Origin of the sequence: Paraburkholderia sp. DHOC27 (genome assembly GCF_003429005.1) — a bacterium.
Classification (GTDB): Bacteria; Pseudomonadota; Gammaproteobacteria; order Burkholderiales; family Burkholderiaceae; genus Paraburkholderia.
This window is the reverse complement of record NZ_QVQV01000012.1, coordinates 101925-121090: the sequence shown is the minus strand read 5'-3', so window position 1 is coordinate 121090 and position 19166 is coordinate 101925. Positions and strand designations below refer to the sequence as shown.

The 19166-nt window shown below is 64.1% G+C and carries 16 protein-coding genes; 6 read left to right on the top strand and 10 right to left on the bottom strand.

The window, feature by feature from the left end; translation table 11 throughout:
- Positions 1–202 precede the first annotated feature (202 nt).
- The 3 genes from D0B32_RS29915 to D0B32_RS29905 form a co-directional block, all read right to left on the bottom strand.
- On the bottom strand, positions 203–1135 hold the full coding sequence (locus tag D0B32_RS29915) for a MerR family transcriptional regulator (RefSeq protein WP_117337951.1): 933 nt from the start codon (positions 1133–1135) through the stop codon (positions 203–205).
- An 84-nt stretch (positions 1136–1219) separates the two neighbouring features.
- Positions 1220–1813 carry a GNAT family N-acetyltransferase gene (locus D0B32_RS29910; protein WP_117337950.1) on the bottom strand — a complete coding sequence of 198 codons (594 nt, stop codon included), beginning with the start codon at positions 1811–1813 and terminating at the stop codon, positions 1220–1222.
- 99 nt (positions 1814–1912) lie between these two features.
- On the bottom strand, positions 1913–2830 hold the full coding sequence (locus D0B32_RS29905; protein WP_117337949.1) for a DMT family transporter: 918 nt from the start codon (positions 2828–2830) through the stop codon (positions 1913–1915).
- A gap of 113 nt (positions 2831–2943) precedes the next feature.
- Here D0B32_RS29905 and D0B32_RS29900 point away from each other — a divergent pair, with 113 nt between their 5' ends.
- A complete protein-coding gene (locus tag D0B32_RS29900; RefSeq protein ID WP_117337948.1) occupies positions 2944–4380 on the top strand; it encodes a PLP-dependent aminotransferase family protein in 1437 nt (478 codons plus the stop codon).
- A gap of 57 nt (positions 4381–4437) precedes the next feature.
- Here D0B32_RS29900 and D0B32_RS29895 read toward each other — a convergent pair whose 3' ends face one another.
- The 3 genes from D0B32_RS29895 to D0B32_RS29885 form a co-directional block, all read right to left on the bottom strand.
- Positions 4438–5571 (bottom strand): TAXI family TRAP transporter solute-binding subunit, encoded by a 1134-nt coding sequence (locus D0B32_RS29895; protein WP_117337947.1) that lies wholly within the window; start codon positions 5569–5571, stop codon positions 4438–4440.
- A gap of 150 nt (positions 5572–5721) precedes the next feature.
- Positions 5722–6972 (bottom strand): hypothetical protein, encoded by a 1251-nt coding sequence (locus D0B32_RS29890; RefSeq protein WP_147329591.1) that lies wholly within the window; start codon positions 6970–6972, stop codon positions 5722–5724.
- Between the two features lie 487 nt (positions 6973–7459).
- Positions 7460–8968, bottom strand: a complete 1509-nt coding sequence (locus D0B32_RS29885) for an MDR family MFS transporter (protein ID WP_117337945.1) — start codon at positions 8966–8968, stop codon at positions 7460–7462.
- Positions 8969–9078: 110 nt separating this feature from the next.
- On the opposite strand from D0B32_RS29885, the gene D0B32_RS29880 reads away from it, so the two are divergent.
- Positions 9079–9861 (top strand): TetR/AcrR family transcriptional regulator, encoded by a 783-nt coding sequence (locus D0B32_RS29880; RefSeq protein ID WP_117337944.1) that lies wholly within the window; start codon positions 9079–9081, stop codon positions 9859–9861.
- 114 nt (positions 9862–9975) lie between these two features.
- Here the strand turns inward: D0B32_RS29880 and D0B32_RS29875 are convergent, their stop codons facing one another.
- Positions 9976–10695, bottom strand: coding sequence for a ribonuclease activity regulator RraA (locus tag D0B32_RS29875; RefSeq protein ID WP_117337943.1), 720 nt, complete (start codon positions 10693–10695; stop codon positions 9976–9978).
- A gap of 496 nt (positions 10696–11191) precedes the next feature.
- Between D0B32_RS29875 and D0B32_RS29870 the strand changes: the two genes are divergently transcribed.
- Positions 11192–11602: a response regulator gene (locus D0B32_RS29870; RefSeq protein ID WP_259295215.1), complete on the top strand. Its 411-nt coding sequence runs from the start codon at positions 11192–11194 to the stop codon at positions 11600–11602.
- A gap of 184 nt (positions 11603–11786) precedes the next feature.
- Here the strand turns inward: D0B32_RS29870 and D0B32_RS29865 are convergent, their stop codons facing one another.
- From D0B32_RS29865 to D0B32_RS29855, 3 genes are all read right to left on the bottom strand, one after another.
- A complete protein-coding gene (locus D0B32_RS29865) occupies positions 11787–12422 on the bottom strand; it encodes a Fur family transcriptional regulator (RefSeq protein WP_117337941.1) in 636 nt (211 codons plus the stop codon).
- A gap of 113 nt (positions 12423–12535) precedes the next feature.
- Positions 12536–14143 (bottom strand): tetratricopeptide repeat protein, encoded by a 1608-nt coding sequence (locus D0B32_RS29860; RefSeq protein WP_117337940.1) that lies wholly within the window; start codon positions 14141–14143, stop codon positions 12536–12538.
- A complete protein-coding gene (locus D0B32_RS29855; protein WP_117337939.1) occupies positions 14143–14769 on the bottom strand; it encodes a glutathione S-transferase family protein in 627 nt (208 codons plus the stop codon). The genes D0B32_RS29860 and D0B32_RS29855 overlap by 1 nt, the downstream gene beginning before the upstream one ends.
- A gap of 264 nt (positions 14770–15033) precedes the next feature.
- On the opposite strand from D0B32_RS29855, the gene D0B32_RS29850 reads away from it, so the two are divergent.
- The 3 genes from D0B32_RS29850 to D0B32_RS29840 all read left to right on the top strand — a co-directional run bounded on the left by D0B32_RS29850 (position 15034) and on the right by D0B32_RS29840 (position 19166).
- Positions 15034–16698 carry a nuclease-related domain-containing DEAD/DEAH box helicase gene (locus D0B32_RS29850; RefSeq protein WP_117337938.1) on the top strand — a complete coding sequence of 555 codons (1665 nt, stop codon included), beginning with the start codon at positions 15034–15036 and terminating at the stop codon, positions 16696–16698.
- 123 nt (positions 16699–16821) lie between these two features.
- The gene (locus tag D0B32_RS29845) at positions 16822–17367 is read left to right on the top strand and encodes a molybdopterin-dependent oxidoreductase (protein WP_117337937.1); all 546 of its coding nucleotides are present in this window, start codon (positions 16822–16824) and stop codon (positions 17365–17367) included.
- Positions 17337–19166 (top strand): ATP-binding protein, encoded by a 1830-nt coding sequence (locus tag D0B32_RS29840; RefSeq protein WP_117337936.1) that lies wholly within the window; start codon positions 17337–17339, stop codon positions 19164–19166. The genes D0B32_RS29845 and D0B32_RS29840 overlap by 31 nt, the downstream gene beginning before the upstream one ends.

The window sequence follows — 19166 nt, the reverse complement described above, 5'->3', positions numbered from 1 at the left end:
CGGATTGAAACAGGAGTTGGATTGCCGATGTGCTCGCCGATGTACCCGTTGCGCTGCCCCTATCAGGAGGCGCGAGGTTGGGGTGGCGTGCACGCGGAAAAAGTGACGCGAATGAAGCGTGCGGGGGAGTGACTGTGCTAAAAGAGGAAAGTTCTACCGTGCAAAGCTTTTTGATAGATTGGACCCGTCTGGGTCAAAGAAACTACTTTTTCGCCTTGATGCGAGGCGTTGCGCGTTGTCTTGGGGACGTATCGCCAGCGTCGCCGTCCGCAACAGAAGTGGCAACCGCAGCAGACGCAGACGCCGCCACCTGCGCGTTGCCCAGTTTCTTCATGATCGACGCGACGCGGTCGCCCAGATAGTCACCGGCGGCGTCTTCGAGCGCGCGGTTCATCTCCGATTCCACCAGCACCATTGCCAATGGGCGCACACGCCAGATTGCCTCGACGAGCGCCGGGACGTCCGCGGGCGGGGGCAGGGCATCGGCCTCGTAGCGGTCCAGTTGCCGTACGACCAAATCGACCATCGCCTTGGCGACCGCATTGAAATGCGGCCGCGACACGCTGACTGCCTCCAGCAGGTCGAGGAGCGGAATGCCTTCTTGCGCCATCGTCGCACCCGCTGCGAGCGCAGCCGGACTGTTCGCGACGAATGACAGGCCGTGCCGCTCCAGCAGACCGAGTTCGACCGCCTTGGTGAGCGCGCCGGGCGACGCCTTGCCGCCGAACATCTGCAGCAGGTCGATCAGCGAATAGTGTTTGGGCCGCTCACGCGACCACGGGCTGCCGATGGCCGTCTCGAGTCCGAGAATGGAACGCAGGTCGTGACCTTCGTCGACGGCCTTGATGAGGTCCTGGATGTTGGCGAGGGTATAGCCGCGCGCGAGCAAATGATTGATGAGCTTCAGACGCGCGACGTGGGTGTCGTCGTAGACGCCGACCCGGCCGCGCTTCTCCGGCGGCGCGAGCAGCCCGCGATCCTGATAGGCGCGCACATTACGCACGGTGCTTTCGGTGACGCGGGCAAGCTCATCGACCGTGTATTCGTTGCGCGGCACCGCGGACGAAAGCGGCGCAGCGGACGTAGTGGACGCGGTGGACGACGGGGAAGCGTCTGAATGGGGCGTTTTTGGCATGCGGGGATTTTAACGCGGGCAGCATGACACGCGGGCGGCGTGGCTGCGCGAACGTAACTTAAAACGGCATCACGCGCTTGCGATCTAATCCGCTCGCGCATCCGGCAATGCAGCGTTACCCACCCCGAGCGCGCGTTGCATCAACGTGGTATCGAGCCACCGGCCGTGTTTGAATCCCACGGCCTTGAGCGTGCCCACCAGCTCGAAGCCGAGGCTGCGGTGCAGTGACATCGAACCGCCGCTGCCGCCATCGGCGACCACTGCAATCATCTGCCGCCACGGTCCGGTTTCGCAGCGTTCGATCAAAGCCCGCAACAGCACCCGTCCAATTCCTTGACCGCGGAAAGCATCGCTCATGTAGATCGAATCTTCGATCGTGTTGCGATACGCCGCACGCGGGCGATAGGGCGTCGCGTAGCAATAGCCGGCAATCGTCCCGTCGACTTCCGCGACGAGATACGGCAAGCCATGACTCAACACGGACGCGTGCCGGTTGCGCAATTCGTCCACGGAAGGCGGTGTTTCCTCGAACGAGGCCACGCCGTGCAGCACGTGCTGGGCGTAAATGGCCTGGATGGCGGGCAGATCATCTTCAGTCGCGTCCCGCACGAGAGCAGTGGCGCGCGTTGCCGCTGACGCGGTGGACGGCGGTGGATCGTTTTGGCTCGCGGTGCTCATGCGCATTCCTGTCGTTAGCCGGCGGATGGCCGGAAACGCCTCATCATGCCCGTTGAGCGCCGCGAATTGAAGCCCGTCAAAAAGCCCTCAAAAAACGAGTCAAACAGCGCGCTGCACCGGTGCGGTTTTCGCAAAGCGCCGCGCTCCCGCCACGCATGCCACCACGATCACGGTGACGGCGATCATCGCCGGCGGGACCTGTTCATGCAGCAGCAACGCCGCCAGCGAGAGGCCGAAGAAAGGCTGCAGCAACTGCAACTGTCCGACGCTGGCGATGCCGCCCAGAGCGAGCCCGCGATACCAGAACACGAAGCCGATCAGCATGCTGAACAGCGACACGTACGCGAGCCCCCACAGCGCGCTTTGACTCACGCCCGCAAACGAGGCCGGCCACGCCCACCAGGTGAGTGGCAGCATCAACGGCAACGACAGCACCAGCGCCCATGAGATGACCTGCCAGCCGCCGAGATGGCGCGAGAGCCGCGCGCCTTCCGCATAGCCGAGTCCGCACACGACGATCGCCGCCAGCATCAAGCTATCGCCCAGCGGCGAGGCCTGCACGCCGTCACGCAACGCAAAGGCTACAACCGCGCAACTGCCGAGCGCCGAGAACAGCCAGAAGGCGCGCTGCGGCCGCTCGCCGCCGCGCAGCACGCCGAAGATCGCGGTGGAGAGCGGCAACAGGCCGATGAACACCACCGCGTGCGCCGACGTGATGTGGCGCAGCGCGAGCGCGGTCAAGAGCGGAAAGCCGACCACCACGCCGAGCGCCACCACGATCAGCGGCACGAGTTCGCGTCGCGCCGGCCGGGTTTCGCGGAACACCAGCAGCAGGATGAGGCCGAGCGTTCCCGCAATGGTGGCGCGGGCAACCGTTAGAAAGATCGGATCGAGTCCCTGCACGGCCAGACGCGTGGCAGGCAGGGAGCCGCTGAAGATGAGCACGCCGAGCAGTCCGCTCAACCAGCCATCGGTGGCGCGGTGAGGCGGGTTGCTGCGGCTCGGATTGGATGTCATGGTGGGTTTTCAGATGCTAGGGAGAAACCGACAGCATCTACTCGAACGGGTAAAAGTGTAAGCTACGGAACAGTACAATTCACGCAAACTGTACGGTACATGGAGCAGTACAGATGACCCGCCGTTTCGACAGTAACGATAACCCAGGCGAGGCCGCCGCGCCGCGCACGCGTGTCGAAACCGTCATGGATGCCTTGCGCGAGCGCATGGCCAGCCGCGCGCTGCAATCCGGCGCGCGCGTCCCGTCGATCCGGACCATGAGCGACACGCTCGGCGTCTCCAAATCGACGGTGGTCGAAGCCTACGACCGCCTCGTCGCCGAGGGCGCACTGGTCGCGCGACGCGGCGCCGGCTTTTTCGTGTCGGGTCATGCACCGCCGCTTGCGCTGGCCGATCTCGGGCCGCGTCCCGAGCGCGAGGTCGATCCGCTCTGGCTCACGCGGCAGTCGCTGGATGCGGGTCAGGAAGGGCTGAAGCCGGGCTGCGGCTGGCTGCCGGCCGCGTGGTTGCCGGAGGACGGCGTGCGGCGCGCCCTGCGCGCGGTAGCGCGCGACCCGCATGCGCCGCTCGCAGACTACGCGAGCCCGCACGGACTGCCCGCGCTGCGTCAACAGCTTGCGTGGCGGCTCGCGCAGCACGGCGTGGATGCCACGCCCGCGCAGATCGTGCTGACCGACGGCGGCACCCATGCGCTCGACCTCGTCTGCCGCTTCCTGCTCGAACCGGGCGACACCGTCTTGATTGACGATCCGTGTTACTTCAATTTCCAGGCGCTGTTGCGGGCCCATCGGGCGCGCATCGTCAGCGTGCCGTACACGCCGTCCGGCCCGGATCTGGCGAGTTTCGAGCGCGTGCTGGCGGAGCATCGTCCGCGGCTTTACGTGACCAACTCCGCGATTCACAACCCGACCGGCGCGACGCTGGCGCCGGCCATCGCGCATCGGCTGCTGAAGCTCGCGGGCGAGCACGATCTGCTGATCGTCGAGGACGACATCTTTGCCGACTTCGAAGTGGAAGCCGCGCCGCGTCTGGCCGCTTTCGATGGCCTCTCGCGCGTGATTTCCATCGGCAGTTTTTCGAAGACGCTCTCGGCGGCGGCGCGCTGCGGATTTATCGCGGCCCGCGCGGACTGGATCGAACCGTTGATCGACCTGAAGCTCGCCACCTCGTTCGGCAATGGTCAACTGGCGGCGAGCGTCGTGCATCATCTGCTGGTGGACGGCACCTATCGGCGGCATCTGGAAGGCATGCGCGCGCGGCTCGCAGACGCCATGAGCGAAACCATCCGGCGTCTCACGCAGGCAGGGCTCGACGTGTGGACCCGGCCGCGCGCCGGCATGTTCGTGTGGGCGTGTTTGCCGGATGGTCTGGATGCCGCGGAGATTGCCCGGCACGCGTTGAGCGAGGGCGTCGTGCTGGCGCCCGGCAACGTGTTCAGCGCGGCGCAGACCGCTGCGGGGTTTCTGCGCTTCAACGTGTCGCAATGCAACCGGCCGAAGGTCTACGACACGTTGCAGCGGGCGATGGAGCTGACGCAGGCGCGTGTTTGACGCATGACGTGTGCGCTCGACTTCACGCACGCCGCGAGCCACATGCCCCGCGTCAAACTACTTGCACAGCATCAGCGTGCGCGCTTCGTCGGTGCAATTGCTCTTGACGGGCGTCTTGTCCGCGGTCTGCGCGGGTGCGGCAGCCGTGACCGCCGCCCGATGCGTCACGCAGGCACGCAGACGCTTTTCGACCGGTCCGTAGTATTGCCAACCATGTCCGAGGTTCGGCAGATCGAGCTTCACCTGCTTCCACTTCGGATGCCCGTGCTCCTGCAGATTGTCGAAGTTGGTGCAGAGCGAATCGGCAAAGTGGTCCAGATTGACCACCGTATCGCGCAGCCCGTAGTCGTAGGTCACGAGAAATGCCTTCACGGTGAAGGTCGGCACGTCTTCCTTCAGCCAGCTCGGGTAGCTCGCGGTGTGAATCGTCGCGGGGAAATACACCTGCTTGGCCCGTGCGGTTTCCGGCGCAGCAGGATCGACACGCAGCAGGCGGATCTGTTGCAGCAGATCCGGATTCATGTCGGTAAACAGCTTGGCGGGCTGGCCAACCACGATGATCGCGACGTCGATCTTCTTCACGATCAGTGCCGCGAGCGCGTCTTCGTTGCTTAGGTGCTGCACGTTCTGTTCGGGAATCGGCTGACCGAACATCAGGCGGTAGATGGTGTTGGCGGATTGCGCAGTGCCGCTGCCGAGCAGGCCCACGCTAATCACCTTGTCCTTGATCTCGTTGATGTTCTTGAGCGGCGAATCGGCACGCACCACGAAGTTAATTTCTTCGTCGTAGAGCGGCATGATGAGACGCAGCGGCCGGATTGCGACACCCGCGTCGGCGTTGCCGGCATTGGCCATATCCACGTACGCCTGATACACGTCCGACTGCACCAGTGCGAGCTTCACGCCAGGCTCGAAGCGCATGCGCTGCACGTTTTCCGCGGAGCCTTTCGAGGCCAGCACCTCGAGGTCGATGCCCACCGGCTCCGCCACCCATTTCGCCAGATCGGCGCCGAACTGGATGTACGTGCCGCGTTCGGGGCCGGTCACGATCTTGTAGTGCGCAGGCTCGGCCAACGCCCATGATGACGCGAGCAGCAATCCGAGCAGGCCGGCGACCCAGGCCGCAAGCCAACCTGCGGGCCAACCCGAAAAACGCCCCGCATGCCACCCCGTCGGAATTATCTTGAGCATGGTCTTCCACCTTTCAGTCTCGATTGAACAGGCTTGCGCGGCGAGAGCGCGCGAAGCATCGCTGAGTCAGTTCGGTTTTCTATTTCAGTTTTCTATTTCAAGGTGCTGCGTTTCTGCGAGACGTCGAAACAGGGACCATGCGCGCACCGCTCAATGAGCGGCGGCCGCGCCCGACGCCGGTGTTGCGCCGGGCGTCGCCGAGTTCTTCCAGCCAAACTGCGCAATCGCACGCTCCTGCGCGTCCACGCTGTTCGGCGCGGCGTTGGTTGCGACGGCGGGTGCTGCCGGTGACACGGCAGCGGGCGGCGCGGCCTGCGCAGTCGGCGTGGCTTGTGTCGCTTGCGTGCTTCGTGCGGTCGAGGGTAACGGCGGCAAGGGTGGCAACGGCGGTTCGTTGACCGACGTCTGCGCAGCCGGCGCGTTGTGAGTGACAGTGGCCGGTTTATTGTGCAGCGGCGTCCAGCCGGTCTCGACAATGGCACGTTCGAGCATCGCCTTCGCTTCAACGCTGCCGGTGTCGATGGCTAGCGCGTCGCGCGCGCTGTGCTCGACGCAATTCCACAAGTTGTCCTTGATGCAGACGAGCGCTGTTTGCATCGCGGCGTCGCGACGCTGTTCGAGCGGGCGCAGATCGCGCTGGATCACCTGGGCGTCCGCGCTGTTGGCTTGCATCGAAAAGGCCGCGTTGACGGCGGCCTGCGCGTCGGACAAATCGTTCGCATCGAAATACGTGCGCGCCGCATGCAGGCTTTCCGACAGATCGCGATAGTGCGGTGCAACTGGCGGCTGAATCACGGGAGTCGCAGGGACCGCCGCATTGTTGGCGGATTGCATGGCGGCGCTGGCGCGCGGCGACGCGGCATCTGGTGAAGTGTTGGTCGCCGTGTTGGTTGAGGCACTGGTCGATCCATTGGCCGAGGCATTGGCCGAGGAACCAGACAGCGTTTTGATCGACCCACTCGATGAATTGCCCGGCGCATAGGCGCCAATCGAACCGCCGGTGGATTGCGTGTCGTTGTCGCCGTCCGCGGGTGTCGTATTGCGCGAGCTGCCGAACAGCGTATACGCCCCGTACGCCAGCAACACCACCACGAGCGCAATGAGTCCGCGCGAGAAAATCCATCGGCCATTTATGGCGGATCCTGCCGATGTATTGTCGAGCGGAGGAATAGGCGTGTCTGGTGAAGCGAGCGCTGGCGGCGCGCCATTCGTGTCGGCATTCGCGCCGAACGGATGATGCTGCACACCGGCGGCCGCCGCGACGAGGCGCGCGCGTGGCGTGTCGTCGAGCGGATGCATCGCGCCGCAATACGGGCAGCGGTCGGAGGGCTGATACAACGCACCACCGCAGCGCTTGCACGGCGCGGGAAAATCATCGTGAGAAGTAGTCTGGGTGGACATGCTGTGACCCACCTGCGATAAGGCTATGCCGTAGGGCATGGTCCCGATCGTGTCCCGCGCAAGATGCACTGTCCACGTAAATCACGATCGACATGCGCTGGAGAGCGGTCACCGCGATCAGAACAATCACGGCGGCCCCTCGCAAACAATATGTGGGCTTTCGAAGCGAACGTCAATCCAAGTTCGCACCTATCTGACACTGTGTGCGTTAGCGCACGTTCAGACAGTTTTCGTTGCTGCACATGTTTGCAGAACGAAGTAGCGGGCGGGATTTTGTATGCAGTAATGCGTACGTCTGGAATGATCCGATAAAACGCACAACGGCAGCCGCATGAAGAGGCTCACGAGCGGGCACAAAAACGAGCATGAGAAGCAGCGCGAAGTCAGACGAAACGGCTGACGGTGTCAATGAATCTGCGTGGCGTTGCGCGGGGCCTTGTGTGATGTATTGATCGGCCCCGCGCATGCAGTTTTTGCAGTGTCGCGCTCAGCGCGTGCGCAACGGATGGTCCTTCAGCAGCCACGACAGCACGAAGGCAAGCACCACGACACACGCAGCGGAGAGATACACCGTATGCAAGGCGCCCGCGAAAGCCTGCAGGTAATCGTCGCGCAATGCGGCGGGCAACTGATGAATGGTGGCCGGTCCGAGCGCGTGCGGCAATTCCGTATCGGGCGGAATCAGTTTTTGCAGACGCGCGGCGAGACCATTCGAAAACACCGCGCCGAATGCAGCAACGCCAACCGAGCCGCCAATCGAACGGAACAATGTCGCGCCCGAGGTGGCCACGCCCATGTGCCTGAACTCCACCGTGTTCTGCACCGCGAGAATCAGCACCTGCATGACCATGCCGAGACCGAGTCCCAGCAAACCCATGTACAGATACATCACATGAACCGGTGTGCCGATCTGCAGATGCGCGAGCAGGATCATCGCAACGGCGACAAGCAGCGTCCCCGCAATGGGAAACATGCGGTACTTGCCGATCTTGCTGATGACGCGGCCGGTGATCACCGACATGACCAGCAGACCGCCCATCATGGGCAACATCTGCATGCCGGCTTCAGAAGGTGTCGAACCCTTGACCACCTGCAAATACAACGGAATAAACGTGACCGACCCGAACAGCGAAACGCCGATGATGAAGCCGATCAGACTGCTCAACAAAAACGTGCGCTGGCGGAACAGTTCGAGCGGCATGATCGGTTCGACCGCGCTTTTTTCTTCGTAGATGAAGCCGCCCACGCAGACGAGGCCCATGGCGAGCGTGAACCACAGTTGCGGCGAGGTCCACGGCAGGATCGTGCCGCCCTGACTGGTGAACAGGATGATGCAGGTGAGCGCGCCGGCCAGAAACGCGGCGCCCATGTAGTCGATGGTGTGACGGATGTGCGCGGTATGGGGCTTGAACACCGCACCGATGACGGCCAGCGCAATCACGCCAAGCGGCAGGTTGATGTAGAAAATCCAGCGCCACGACAGATGCTCGACGAGGAAGCCGCCGAGCAGGGGACCGATCACCGTGGCAAGACCGAACACGCCGCCGAACACGCCTTGATAGCGGCCACGTTCGGCAGGCGGGATCACGTCCGCAATCGCAGCCATCGTCACGACCAGCAGACCCCCGCCGCCGAGACCCTGAAGCGCGCGCAGGATGATCAACTGGGTCATGTTCTGCGCCACACCGCACAGGGCGGAGCCGACCAGGAACAGCACGATGGCCGCCTGCAACACGATCTTGCGACCGAACAGATCGCCGAACTTGCCGTAGAGCGGCACGACGATCGTGGAGGTCAGCAGATAGGCCGTCACGACCCACGAGAGGTTGTTCAGGCCGCCAAGCTCGCCGACGATGGTGGGCAGGGCCGTCGAGACGATGGTCTGGTCGAGCGCGGCCAGCAGCATGACCAGCAGCAGCGCCGGAAACAGCAGACGGATGGGCGGATGCTGCGGCTCGGTGGCAAGCTCGGCGGGCATTGTGGCAGGTTGATTCATGGCTGGGGGACGTGAATGAGTGTCAGGAAGAGAATCCAATGTGCGGGTTGAAATTAATTAACATGGAGATTAATATAGGCGACATCTTGATATTGGTCAAATAGAAAGCGATGGCACATGCACCGTCCGACAAGCGTCCGGCCCCGCCAGCGCGCCGCCGCGCCCGCGCTGCTGGTGGCGCCGGCAGCGACAATCCGGCGCAAGCCGGGGGCGCGGCCATGGAGGCGACCACAGGTGCGACCGCTTCCGCACGCCGCCCCGGCCGGCCGTCCGGCAGCCAGCAGGGGCCGGAGCGGCGCACCCGCTTGCTGGACGCCGCGCTCGCGCTGTTTGCGCGGCAGGGCATCGTCGATACGACCCTCGGCGCGATCGCCCGCGAGGCGGGTTTTACGCCGGCGATGGTTCACTACTACTTCAAAACGCGCGACCAGTTGCTCGATGTGCTGATCGACGAGCGGTTTCTGCCGTTGCGTGCGGCGCTCGGCAGTCCGTTCCAGGATCATCCGGACGATCCGGTGGCCGCCATCACGCAACTGGCCCGTCGGCTGGTCGAACTGGCGACGGAGCATCCCTGGTTTCCGCCGCTATGGGTGCGGGAAGTGATCAGCGAGGGCGGCTTGTTGCGCCAGCGCATGCACGAGCGCTTTGGGCACGCGCATCACACGGCGTCGCTCGAGCGGATCGCGCAGTGGCAGAAAGAGGGGCGCGTCAACGCCGCGCTGGAGCCGTCGCTGGTGTTTCTCTCGCTACTCGGGCTGACGATTCTGCCGCTGGCCACCTCGAAGATGTGGCGTAACGATCCGGCGCGGCGCAGCCTGACGGCCGACGACATCGCGCGGCATGCGATCGCCTTGCTCGTGCATGGGATCGGACCGCAGCGCGAGCAGGCGTGATGAAGACATCACACGTGCGGACTGTGCCGCGCATGCGATGTGTACGAGGAGTGTGACTGACGTGCCGGCCTGGTTTGCGGACAGATCACGCGCCGCCGCGACGAAGCGCAGCCTTCAATCCTTGCGCTCTTTCTTCCACTTTTCGTAGGCGGCTTTGGTGACGTCGTTTGGCGGGTAGGTGCCCGGCAGTGCCGCACCTTCGCGAATCCGTTCGGTCAGAAACTCTTCCAGTTGTTCCTGCTCCGCCGCCGCACGCGCGACCTCGTCGGCCATTTCGCGCGGAATCACCACGACACCGTCCGCGTCGCCCACGATCACGTCGCCCGGAAACACCGCCACGCCGCCGCAGCCAATCGGCACGTTGATATCCACCGCGTGATGGCGGATCAGATTGGGCGGCGCGCTCGCGCCGGCGCAGAACACCGGCAAGCCGAGCGCCGCAATGGTGGTGCTGTCGCGCACCGGGCCGTCGGAAACCATGCCCGCTACACCACGGACTTGCAGGCGTTGTGTGAGAATCGAGCCGAACGAGGCGCTATTGCGCTCGCCGCGGCAGTCCTGCACAAGCACATGCCCAGCGGGGATCGTCTCGACGCATTTGCGTTGCGCGTACTCCGGATTGGCAAATAGCTCGAGCACGTCGAGATCTTCGCGCGACGGAATATTGCGCAGCGTAAACGCAGGTCCGACCAGATTCGCGCCCGTATGTCCCGCGAGCGGCGCTACGCCCTGCATGAATGTATTGCGCAAACCGCGCTTGAACAATTGGGTGGTGAGGGTGGCTGTACTGACGTGGCGGAGGGCGTCGAGCGTGGTGGGATCGAGTTCTTGCATCGTGGTGTGGATATCGTCAGGTTGAGTCGGGTTAAGTCGGTTGAGCAGCCTCCTCATCATAGCGCCGTGGCGGCGCTTATTGGTCGCTTGGTCGATTGAGCGATCGAACGGGCACTGGATGCCGTTCGGCCAACCTGCCGTCCACAGCGGACAAGCTCACAGGTTGCATGCGTCAGACCTATGCGGCACGGCGCATGCTACTAACGTTTGGATTTTGTGTGGTTCGCACCAGCCACGTGCGTGAGGGGCGGGAGCCAAGCCTTTGAACGCACTGGCTTTTTCATGCAAGTGACTTCCGGGTGGGTTACCGTGCGCGGCGGGTTGCAGTAGCGTTCGCGGTGATTCTTACCGGATGAAGTGCAACTCGTCGCAAATCGAGGAGTCGGACATTCTGAACGTCTGGCGGCTGAATAACCTGACATCGGAATAATCGATGCAATCCGCGCGATATGATGGCCTGCGAGTGGGGCCTAACCTGTTTTTGGCAACAAGTAAAATGAACGGAGTGTTGAGACTCGACCAGGCAACGATCGTGCTCGTCGAAGATGACCCGGAAAGCCGGGAATCGTTGACGCTGTTGCTTGAGTCGGAGGGCGCGCATGTCGTCGCGGTGGCGGATGCGGAAGAGGGCGTCGAAACGGCGCTGCGAGTGTTACCGGATGCGGTGGTCTGCGATCTGGAACTGCCCTGTATGGACGGCTTCTATCTGATCCAGCGGCTACGCGATCACGAGATTCGCGGCAATCACGCCCCGGCGGTGGCCGTAGCGCTGACCGGACACACCGACGATGCTTACCGCTTGCGCAGCATCGGCGAAGGCTTCCAGCATTTCATGACCAAACCGGCGCGAGCCGACGAACTGGTCTCCCTGCTGCACGACGAGATTGCCGCCCGCGCCGCGGGTTGAAGTGCGCGAGCTACGCGCCAACGTGTCGGTCCTCCCGGACTGACGCGGGGGTGTCGTCGCTCTTTTGACTCGGGGTTGCCTTTGGGGGCTCGGGATTGGCTGGGAGAGTTGCCTGCGCGTTGCGTGGGTGTTGCCGCGGCTTTGCCAATGCGTCTCTCGGCATTTTGCCCCGGCGTTATCCCGCTCAGGCTTCCGGCGCGGGCTGCTGGGCTGCCTGCGCATGCTGCGCCGCCTCGGCGGCCTGGCAGGCGGAACACAGACCCTTCAATTCGATTTCGTCACTGGCGAGGCGATACCCCGCGTCTTCGATCTGCGCCACCAGTGCCTGGCGCAGCTTCGGTTGATGCAGTTCCGTGACGTTGCCGCATTGCTGGCAAACCACCAGGATGCCATGCTGACATTGCGTCAGATCGTGGCATACCGTGAATGCGTTGATCGATTCGATCCGATGCACCAGCCCCGCTGAAAGCAGAAAATCGAGCGCCCGGTACACCGTTGGAGGCGCCGAGCCGGGGTGGATCTGGCGCATGTCGTCGAGCAGCGAATACGCCTTGGTGGCGCGCCCGGAGGCCAGCAGCAGTTCCAGCACCTTGCGGCGGATCGGCGTCAGCTTTTCCCCGCGTTCCCGGCAATACTCTTCCGCCATGACCAGCGCGGCCTCCGGCGTGGCGGCGTGCGCATGATCGTGCGCCTGGTCGTGCTGATGACCGTGGTCGTCGGCATGGCCGTGACCGTGCGCAGGCGCGTGTTTCGCCGCGTGGACGGTGTCGTGAGCAGCGGCGGCCGGTTCGGCGACCGCAGAGGGCTTGGCGTTCTTCATACGTCGATTATAAAGGTCATCGTCCGGGCGCGTGGAGGGCGCCTCGAAAGCGGTTTTCAAGGTACTTCGGGGGCGCCGCGACCGTGCCGGCGTCGGACCTTGCCCGCTGCCGTTTATTCCGCCTGAAACCCATCGAGCGCGGCCCTGAGTTCTGTCACCACGTTCGACCAGTCGCCGCGCACGCTTTGGCGAAACAATCGCATGCCCGGATACCACGGGCTGTCGTCGCGCGTCATTTGCCAGCGCCAGTCCGGCGTGAACGGCAAGGCGATCCACACGGGTTTGCCGAGTGCCGCCGCGAGATGGGCAACGGCGGTGTCGACGGCAATCACCAAGTCAAGTTGCGTGATTAGCGCGGCGGTATCGGCGAAGCTTTCCAGCCGCGCCGTGAAATCGCGCATCACGCCGGCCTCGACGAGTTGCGCGAGGTACGCGCGGTCGTCGTCACGCACGTCCGGTTGCAACGAGACGAACTCGGTGTTTGCGGCGAACAAGGTGTCTAGCAGGGCAAGAGGCATCGAGCGATTGCGGTCGTTCAGATGCGTGCGACTGCCCGACCACACCACGCCGACGCGCAGCCGCCGCGTGCGCTCGCCCAGCAGTTCGCGCCACGCCGCGACGCGCACAGGGTCCGCGTGCAGATAGGCGTGCGGCGCGGAAGATTTAGCGGACGTGGAAGACGAAGACGCATGCACCGCCAGATCCGCCGCACGAACCTTCAGCGCGAAAGCGAGACTCATCAGCGGAATGTGATAGTCGAACGGTGGTGGCGGCGCGCTTGCGCCAATCACTTCGGCCACGCCCGGGTAGTCGCGCAACAACGCCAGCAGCGCGTCCTGCACCCGCAGAATCACCCGTGCGCCGGCGGCGCTCAGCCGATCCGTAAAGCGCACGAATTGCAGCGTGTCGCCGAACCCCTGCTCGTGGTGCACCAGCACAGTCTTGCCGGCGAGCGGCTGGGTACCGGTCCAAAGCGTCGCGGCAGGGAAGCCGTGGCTATCCGTGCCGTCGCGCCAGCGCCATTCATATTCGCGCCAGCCATGTTCGAACTCGCCCAGCAGCAGGTTGGTCTGGGCGCGATTGGTACGCGCGCCGGCGTCGTTGGCATCAATGGCGAGCGCTTTCTTGAACTGCTGCAAGGCCTCGTCGAAGCGGTGCTGATCGCGTAGCGCCACGCCGAGATTGACGTAGGCGCGCACGAAGTCGGGCTTGCACGCAATGGCTTGCCGATAAGCCGCCATCTCGTCGTCGTAGCGGCCCAGCAGCCCGAGCAGCGTGCCTTTGTTGTAATGCACCTCGGCCAGCCGTGGATGACGGCTCGTGAGACGCTCGAAATACTGCAACGCCCGTTGGTGCTCACCGATTTTCGCCAGCGACAACGCCGCCGCGTGCAATGACGGCGCGTGATCCGGCGCGCGCACGAGGCTGCGTTCGTACAGCGCGGCGGCATCCACGTGACGTTCGGCAAGCTGGCAGACGTGGGCGGCGAGCTGCAACTGCTCGGCGGAGGCATCCATGTTCTGCACGGCGCGCAGCAGGTATTCCGCCGCGCCCGCGTGATCGCCCTGTTTGGCGGCGATATAGCCGAGCCCTTCGAGCGCCTCGCCGTGCTGCGGATCGAGCGCGAGAATCTGCTGCAACAGGGCTTCGGCTTCCGCGTAGTGACCAGCGGTGAACTTCTGTTGTGCGGTGGCAAGCGTGCTGGCGATATCGCGGCTCATCAGGTCAGCGGGAAGTCGACGTACTTCTTGAAGCCAGTGCGCGTGGAGAGGCGCGTGTACCAGCGTTCGAGATTCGGCAACGGCGGCCGTTCAACTCCGTCCAGCCCGAACCAGCGTTTCGCGTATGCGCCAATCACGATGTCCGCCAGCGTGCACTGTTCGCCTTCGAGGAAAAAGCGCGCCTGGAGATGGTTGTCCACCAGTTTCCAGAGCAGCGTCACAGCGGCGAGATCGCTGGCGAGTTTGGCGGTGTCGCGCTCGGCCTCGGGCGTGCGGACCACGGCCCAGAACACCGGGCGCTCGGCCGGTTGCAGCGTGGAGAGCGACCAGTCCAGCCAGCGGTCGATGCTGGCGCGCTGCTTCGGCTCGCTCGGGTAGAGCGGGCTTGCGGCACCGTACTCCATCACCAGATAGCGCAGGATCGAGTTCGATTCCCACAGCACAAAATCGCCGTCGACCAGCGTCGGAATGCGCGCATTCGGATTCATCGCCAGATAATCCGGCTCGTTGTTGCGGCCGAATTGCATACCCGCGTCGATGCGCTCGTACGGCAGCACCAGTTCGTCGCAACACCACAATACTTTTTGGACGTTGACCGAGTTGGCACGTCCCCAGATCGTAATCATCCGGTAATCCTCTTTGTTCGTTGGGCCAGCCGCCTGCGCTGCGGCGCGCGTGCCGCTGGTGTGGGGCTCATGTGGCGCTCATTCGGCGCTCATTTGGCACTCAGCCGCTAACGATACACGATGCAGCGCACGATTTCTTGTCAGCCAGACCGGATGGACCGTGCTGCGGGCCCGACGCGGTGCATCAAACACAGCCCGCGCCAGCCGCCAGAAAGCCCCATGCGTTGCGTACAATGAGCGCACCCGAATGTGACGAGGCATCGCATGGCCCGCATTGTCCCCGACGACTGGAAAAATCTCGCCGCCACCGGCGCCGCCGCGCGCGAGCGCGAGACCCTCACGCTGCTCGAAGGCGCGTTGCCGGATGATTACACCGTCTATCACGGCGTGCACTGGACCCGCCTGAATCAGGGCTTTTCCGTGTTCGGCGAAGCCGATTTCGTGATCGTCAGCCCGTCCGGGCGCGTGATGATCGTCGAGCAGAAAACCGGCTTCCTGCGCGAGACGCCCAAGGGGCTCGTGAAGGTCTATCTGCAGACAGAACGCAATGTCGCGGTGGCGCTCGCACGCACCATCGAAGGCATGCATCGGCGCTTTACCGCTGCCTTCGGCGCGGGCACGTACTTCATCGAGGAACTGCTGTATTGCCCGGACCATACCGTCAAGGACGCGGCCATCGCCGGTGTGAATCCGGCCCGCATCGTGGATGCCACGCGCAAGGACCGGCTCGCCGCCATCATTCGTGAGGCGCTGCCGGCTGATGAAGCGCGGCTTGCCTGCGCGGCGAAGATTCATCATTTTCTTGCCGACGAACTCGCCTTGACGCCCGATGCGAGCGCGCTGGTCGGCCAGGCTGGCACGCTCGTCACGCGGCTCGCCGGTGGTCTCGCTACGTGGGCGCGGCGGCTCGAATTCGAACCGTTTCGTCTGCGCGTGATCGGCACGGCGGGCTCCGGCAAAACCCAGCTCGCGGTGCAGGTCATGGCCGATGCAGTCGCACGGGGCGCGCGGCCGCTGTATGTGTGCTTCAACCGGCCGCTCGCCGATCACATTGCGCGCGTCGCGCCGCCCGAGGCGAAAGTGGCCAACTATCACCAGTTGTGCGACTGGGTGCTGCGCGACGCTGGCCGCGCGCCCGACTTCCAGGCTGCGGACATTTTCGATCAACTGGAAGAGGGTTTTGCTGCCACGCCGATCGACGCGCGCTGGCAGTTCGACGTATTGATCGTCGATGAGGGACAAGACTTCCAGCAGACATGGGTGGACGCGCTCGCGCGGCTGCTGCGGCCGGGCGCGGCCTGGTGGTGGCTCGAAGATCCGCTGCAAAATCTCTACATGCGGCCGCCCGTCGATCTGCCTGGCTGGACCACGCTCAAGGAAACCACCAACTATCGCAGCCCGCGCGACATCCTCGACTACGTGCGCAATGTGGTGGGCGGCTCGGTGCCGCTGGCTGCGGGGCTCGCGTCGGGCAGTCCGTTCGACGGCTCCGATATTTCGCTCTCCACCTACGACGAAACGCCCACCGGCCAAAGCTGCATCGAGGCCACCAAGCGCGCGATTACCCAGGCGCTCTCGCTGGGATTTCGCAAGCAGGACATCGCGGTGCTGTCGTTTCGTGGCCGCGACGGTTCGGCGCTGACCGCGCTCGATCAACTCGGCCCGCACCGGCTGCGCAGCTTCACTGGCAAGTACGATCTGTTTGGCAACCCGGAGTATCGCGAGGGCGATGTATTGCTGGAGTCGATCTACCGTTTCAAGGGACAATCGGCGCCGTGCGTGATCCTCACGGAAGTCGATTTCGAGAAGTTCGACGAGCGCGCCGCGCGCAAGCTTTTCGTGGGCGCGACGCGGGCGACGCTCAAGCTGATCGTGGTCGCATCGCAGCGCGCGGCCAGCCATCTGCAAGGCGCAAGCGCGGTGGAGTGACGGCGCCGTTGCAGGCAAAAAAGCCTGCGAAAATCGCCCAAAGTTCAGGTAAAAAAAGCAGGCACAATTCAAGCCGCGCCTGCGGGCGCGACAGAACAACAAGGCAACGAAGGGGCGTTGGGAATGCGGTACGGATACGAGACCAGCATACGCTGGGCGGGGTGTTTCTTCATGGCGCTGCTGGTCGGCAGCGCACAGGCCAGTTCGGCGGCCAGTTCCATGTCGCTCGACGTGATGGGCAAGATCGCCGTGACGAATGAGACGAACCAGACGAACGGAGCGGCCAGCGGCGAGCATCGCGCGGTCTATCACTTCACGCAGGCGCAACTGCTCGCGTTGCCGGCGCACTCCATCACCACCTCGACGCGCTGGACCGCCCGCGCCACTTTCACGGGCCCGCTGCTTTCCGACGTGCTCAGGCAGGCGGGCGCCCACGGCACCCAGATCGAGGTGCAGACGCTCGACGATTACACCGAAACCATTCCTTTGGCGGATTGCGATCGCTACGGCGTCGTGGTTGCGTATAGCATGAACGGCAAGCGCCTCGAAATCAGCGACTTCGGCCCGCTGTTCCTGATCTATCCGCGCGACGCGTTTCCCACCGAACTCTCAGGACCCGCCACGGACGCGAAATTCGTATGGCAAATCAAGTCCTTGATCGTCAAGTAATGCCGCACCGGCTGCGTCGCTGGCTGCTGGCGGTGCTTTGGGCCACGGCGCTGGCGGCGCCGGTTGGGGCGATCGGCTATCTGCTGTATGCGAATCTGTACAACCCGCGCGCCACGGCGTTGCTGACGGGCACGTACGACGGTTTCTACTGGGATGCGGCACAGTTGCAGATTGCCTATGCGCGCCTCGAAAACCAGTTGCTGCTGTATCGCAATGGCTCCGACCTGGACTATCCACGGTTGCAGTTGCGCTACGAAGTGTTGCAGTCGAAGCTGCACGTGATGGCCGGTTCCACGCAGACCCTCACGGAACAGATGGCGCTCTTGCAGCGTCAGCAGGACGAAATTCGCACGCTGGAGTCGGTGCTCGACACGCTCGAACCCGACTTCGAAGAAGTGCCGCAGGACCCGCGTCATATTGATCGCATCGTGACCGCGCTGCGCGATCACTGGCAGGAAGTCAACGATATCGCGCTCAGCCGGCGCTTTGCCGATGTCGCTGACCGCGAGGCGATCAGCCGCGACTTCATCGACAAGCGCCGCATGCTGTTCGCGGCGGGGGTGATGCTGCTGATGCTCTCCACCGCCGCGACGCTGCTGCTGGTGGTGAATGGCCGTCGCCGCAGCCGCCTGATTCGTCAGCAGCGCGCCGCGCTCGACGCCGAACATCAGGCGAGCCAGGCGGCGCGCGAAGCGAGTCTCGCGAAGGACGCGTTTCTCGGCATGATCAGTCACGAGCTGCGCACGCCGCTGCACGCCATCGTGTCGTCGATCGAATTGCTCGGCTTCAATTTTCAGTCCGAGGCTGACCGCAAGGTGATCCAGCGGCTCGAGAGCGCGGCGCGCCATCTCGAAGCGCAGATGCGCGATCTGACCGACTACGCGCGGCTCGGCGCGGGCAAGCTCGAATTGCGCTACGAGCAGTTCGACCCGCGTGAGCTGCTCGCTTCCATCATCGACGAACATACGCCCGCCGCGCAGGCGCGTGGCCTCACGCTCGCAAGCGAAGCCACCGGTCTGAGCGGGCCCGTGGATTCCGACCCGCACCGCATTCGTCAGATCGTCAGCAACCTCGTCACCAACGCCATTCGTTATACGGAGAAGGGCTCGGTGCGGGTGCGTCTCGCGCAACGGCTGGCAGTGCTGACCATTGCCGTGAGCGACACGGGGCCCGGTGTGCCGCCCGGGCAGTTGCCGTTGATGTTCAAGGAATTTACGCAACTCGACGGTTCGCGCACGCGGCGCTTCGAAGGCGCGGGCATGGGGCTCGCCATCGTGCAGGGATTGCTGAAACTGTTTGGCGGCAGTGTTGCCGTGGAAAGCAAGGTGGGCGAGGGGACCACCTTCACCGTGACCATTCCGGTGGGGCCGGTCGAACCCGCCGAGACGCCTGGCGCAAGGCCGCCACACGTGTCAGACGATTTGCACTCGCAGGTGCTGGTAGTGGACGACAACGCGTCGATTCGCGAGTCGCTGTGCGAAATGATCATGCACATGGGCTACGGCGCGGTGGCCGTGGGCAGTGCGCACGAGGCGCTCGACTGGCTCGATATGCGGCGCTGCGATGCCGTGCTGCTGGACCTGCACATGCCCGATCAGGACGGCTACACGTTCTTCAGCGAGTTCGCGTCGCGCAGCGGGCCGTCCGCGGGCGTGCCGGTCATCGCCATCAGTGCGTACGCGCCGGAAGCGCCGCCCACGGGCACATCACCGTTCTTCGAGTACCTCGTGAAGCCGGTGCATTACGAGGATCTGCGCGGCGTGTTGCAGCGTGCGCTGGCGGCGCGTAGCACGGTGTAA